This is a genomic window from Marinilactibacillus piezotolerans, assembly GCF_900114235.1.
Lineage (GTDB): Bacteria > Bacillota > Bacilli > Lactobacillales > Carnobacteriaceae_A > Marinilactibacillus > Marinilactibacillus piezotolerans.
In genome coordinates, this window is the sequence record NZ_FOSJ01000091.1 from 1 (window position 1) to 4,444 (window position 4,444).

Sequence of the window (4,444 nt, forward strand, 5' to 3'; positions counted from 1 at the left end):
GATAAAGTCCATATAATTGTGTAAAAGTTAAAAGGCCATGTAACAGCCCTTTTACGGTACAATGTTTTTAACCATTAAAAACATACCCAGGAGGACTTTACATGACCCAAGTACATTTTACACTGAACAACGAAGAGGTTCAAAGTATTATTGAACATTCCGTTAAAGATGATGTGTCTAAAAATATTTTAACGACAGTTTTCAATCAGTTGATGGAAAACCAACGAACAGAATACATTAAAGCTGATGACTATGAACGATCTGAAAGTCGTCAGAGTCAACGAAATGGCTACTACGAGCGTGACTTTACGACTCGCGTTGGTACACTTGAATTAAGAGTACCTAGAACACGTGATGGTGAGTTTTCACCGACGGTGTTTGAGCGGTATCAGCGAAATGAAAAGGCGCTGCTTGCTTCAATGCTTGAGATGTATGTTTCAGGCATTTCAACACGTAAAGTCTCTAAGATTGTTGAGGAGTTATGTGGTAAATCAGTTTCTAAGTCCTTTGTTTCTAGTCTGACTGAACAGTTAGACCCTCTGGTCAATGAATGGCAAAATCGATCGCTTTCAGATATAAACTATCCTTACTTGATGACTGATGTCCTGTACATAAAGATTAGAGAAGATAATCGAGTACTTTCTAAGAGTTGTCACATTGCGATTGGAATAACCAAAGATGGCGATCGTGAAATTATTGGCTTCATGATTCAAAATGAAGAGAGTGATAACACATGGTCTAACTTCTTTGAATACTTAAAAGAAAGAGGATTACAAGGTGTAGAACTCGTTATTTCTGACGCTCATAAAGGCTTAGTATCTGCGATTCGTAAATCCTTTACCAACGCAAGTTGGCAGAGATGCCAAGTTCACTTCTTAAGAAATATCTTTACAACAATTCCTAAGAAGAATTCTAAACCTTTTAGAGAAGCTGTAAAAGCTATCTTCAAGTTTACGGATATTAATTTAGCACGAGAAGCTAAAAATCGTCTGGTTGAAGAATACTACGACCAAAAGAAATACACAAAAGCTTGCGAGACCTTAGATAATGGCTTCGAAGATGCCTTTCAATATACTGTCCTAGGTAACTCCCACAATCGACTAAAAAGTACCAATCTTCTTGAACGATTAAACCAAGAGGTTCGCAGAAGAGAAAAGATCATTCGAATCTTTCCAAATCATGCTTCAGCCAATCGATTGATTGGGGCAGTTCTTATGGACCTGCATGAAGAATGGATTAGTTCTACAAGAAAGTATATAAATTTTAGCAAGTAAGAAACAATAGAAACGTTGTATAGTATTTTACACAGGATTATGGACAATAATCATAAGAAATCTTATGAAAAAGAGTGAAATAGACTTTAGCCTGTGTTAAAATAGTGGAGGTTTACATTTGATTCCCGATAGGACGTCACATCCGTGCCGGAAGCCTTGTAACCGAAACAAAATAGGGGGAACACAGAATATGATAGAAAAAAGATTATTTTCATCCGAATCCGTTACTGAAGGACATCCAGATAAAATGGCTGACCGCATTAGTGATGCGATTTTAGATGCATTGTTAGAGAAAGATCCAAATTCACGTGTTGCATGTGAGACAGTTGTCACAACAGGACTTGTATTTATTTCAGGAGAGATCCGCACCGAAGCATACGTTGATATTCAATCAGTGGTTCGTGAGACGGTACGAGACATCGGTTATACGCGTGCTAAATATGGGTTTGACGCCGAAACTTGTGCAGTCATTGTAGCGATGGATGAACAATCAGAAGATATAGCTGGTGGAGTCGATCAATCGTTAGAATATAAAAACACTGATGAACAAAGTGAATTAGATAAAATTGGTGCAGGTGACCAGGGAATTATGTTTGGTTACGCGACAAAAGAAACAGACGAATTAATGCCATTACCGATTTCACTGAGTCATGCATTAGCGAGTCGTTTAGCAGCTGTACGTAAAGATGGTACGTTAGCATTCTTACGACCAGATGGTAAAGCACAAGTAACCGTCGAGTATGATGAAGCTGGTAATCCATTGCGAGTAGACGCAGTAGTTGTGAGTGCCCAACATCATCCTGCTGTTACTTACGAGGAGCTTTCAACAGGTGTTAAAGAAGAAGTGATTAAGAAAGTTATTCCAGCTAAATGGTTAGACGAAGATACAAAATACTATATCAACCCTACAGGCCGATTTGTAATTGGTGGACCTCAAGGAGATGTTGGTTTAACAGGTCGTAAAATTATCGTAGATACTTACGGTGGTTCTGCTCGACATGGTGGAGGAGCATTCTCTGGAAAAGATGCAACAAAAGTTGATCGTTCAGCAAGTTATGCTGCACGCTATATCGCAAAAAATATTGTTGCCGCTGATCTAGCAGACCGTGCAGAAATTCAATTAGCTTATGCAATTGGTGTCGCTCATCCGGTATCGATAGCAATTGAAACTTTTGGAACGGGTAAAGTATCAGACGAAAAACTGATTGCAGCAGTTCGAAAAGTATTTGATTTAAGACCGGCTGGAATTATTAGAGATTTAGACTTAACAAAACCAGTCTTTAAAGACACGTCAGCATATGGCCATTTTGGGCGTACGGATGTTGCTTTTACTTGGGAACAGACAGATAAAGTAGAAGAACTATTAACTGAAATTAATCAATAATAAAAACGAAAAGGTCATCTGCATATATTGAAGATAACCTTTTATTTATTGGTTCACAGAATCTTCAACTTTCTTTCCTGTATTTACGGATATAAATCCGATAAACTATGAAATGGTTAATAAGACTAAAGAAAGTGTTTGTTACAAATATTAAGTTAGACATAGATAGTATTTTACACAGGATTATGGACTTGACTAAACTGGATAAAGTCCATATAATTGGGTAAATTATTAATAGTCTTGTAAAAATAAGGAGTGAAATAATTGTTAGTAGAAAAAATGGCAGTAAAAAAATTTCTCGATACTTATCCTAGAGAATTATTCGAAGAGAGTTTTAAAATAGTATTTAATGACAAATTAAAAGAAGAAATAAAAGTTGGAGAGGGAGAAGTAGGGTTTACAATTATATTAAATGAATCATTTAACAAAAAAGATTTTTTAAAAGATCCATCTATAGTACTTGGTGAAGCATATATGGACAAGAAAATAGAAGTGGAAGGAGATCTTTACAAATGCCTTAGTATGATAATGCACATAAGAAAAGAATTGTTGGAAAAAATTAAAACATTAGAAAAAAATGAACCTAGGAGAAATGATGTATCCAAGGAAAAGCAAGATCAAGAAGTAAAATCACACTATGATTTGGGAAATGATTTTTATAAATTATGGTTAGATGAGACTATGAATTATTCTTGTGCTTATTTTAAAAATCCAGATGACACTCTTTATCAAGCCCAATCTAATAAAGTAAATCACATAATTAATAAATTACAATTAAAAGATGGTATGTCTTTACTAGATATTGGATGTGGATGGGGTGACTTGTTAATAGTAGCGGCTAAAAAATACAATATAAAAGGAACAGGCATCACATTAAGTCAAGAACAGTACAAGGGATTTAAAAGTAGAATTGAAGAAGAAGGTCTTGAGGATCGGTTAGATGTCAAATTGATGGATTACAGAGATCTTAAAGATTCAAAACTATTATTTGATAGAGTAGTAAGTGTAGGCATGATAGAACATGTAGGAATGAAAAATTATGGTTTGTTTTTAGACAATGTAAAGGCTGTATTAAAAACAAAAGGAGTGTTTTTATTACACTTCATAAGTGGTGGCAAAGAAAGTGGAACAGACAAGTGGATAGATAAATATATATTTCCAGGTGGAGTTATACCGAGCCTAAGGGAAATAATATTTAAAGGTGTTGACAGAGATTTTAATGTAATTGATGTTGAAAGTCTAAGAAGACATTATATTAAAACATTACTTTGTTGGCATGATAACTTTACTAAAGAAGAAGATACTGTTAAAGAGATGTTCGATGAACGTTTTGTAAGAATGTGGGGATTATATTTACTTGCATGTGCAGCTAACTTTAATGTAGGGGGAATTGATTTACATCAAATAGTTTTCACCAATGGAGTTAATAACACTCTAGCAATGACTAGATAAAACTTATATTTCTTATAAAGTTTTAAACTAGCCTATAAAAAAGAAAAACTATAAGAATATGCCTTCAAAGTTGTGTGAGTAACTTTGAGGGCATATTTTTATAATATTTTGAGAATATGAAGAATTTATTATTTGAGAACTGCAAACTGCTCAAATTTTTAACTTATTGACCTTTTACCAACTTGTATAAAGTTTTCACATGAACTCCTGATAAATAGTGTTGACATGGATTCAAAAGCTGATTATAATCAAACTAATTTAACAATTGGAATTAGTGAAATAATCTATGAAGAATCTAAAAACACATCAGTTGGATTAAGTAATAATAAAATAT

General features: G+C 34.2%; 3 protein-coding genes and 1 riboswitch. All 3 genes read left to right on the forward strand.

The window, feature by feature from the left end; translation table 11 throughout:
• Positions 1-101 precede the first annotated feature (101 nt).
• The 3 genes from BM212_RS12035 (at position 102) to BM212_RS12045 (ending at position 4,110) form a co-directional block, all read left to right on the forward strand.
• A complete protein-coding gene (locus BM212_RS12035) occupies positions 102-1,274 on the forward strand; it encodes an IS256 family transposase (protein WP_091898762.1) in 1,173 nt (390 codons plus the stop codon).
• Between the two features lie 107 nt (positions 1,275-1,381).
• Positions 1,382-1,467: riboswitch (SMK box riboswitch) on the forward strand.
• Positions 1,465-2,658, forward strand: coding sequence for a methionine adenosyltransferase (gene metK / locus BM212_RS12040; protein WP_091898764.1), 1,194 nt, complete (start codon positions 1,465-1,467; stop codon positions 2,656-2,658). Its footprint overlaps the riboswitch before it by 3 nt.
• Before the next feature lie 264 nt (positions 2,659-2,922).
• A complete protein-coding gene (locus tag BM212_RS12045) occupies positions 2,923-4,110 on the forward strand; it encodes an SAM-dependent methyltransferase (protein WP_198033980.1) in 1,188 nt (395 codons plus the stop codon).
• The last annotated feature ends 334 nt before the right edge of the window (positions 4,111-4,444 follow it).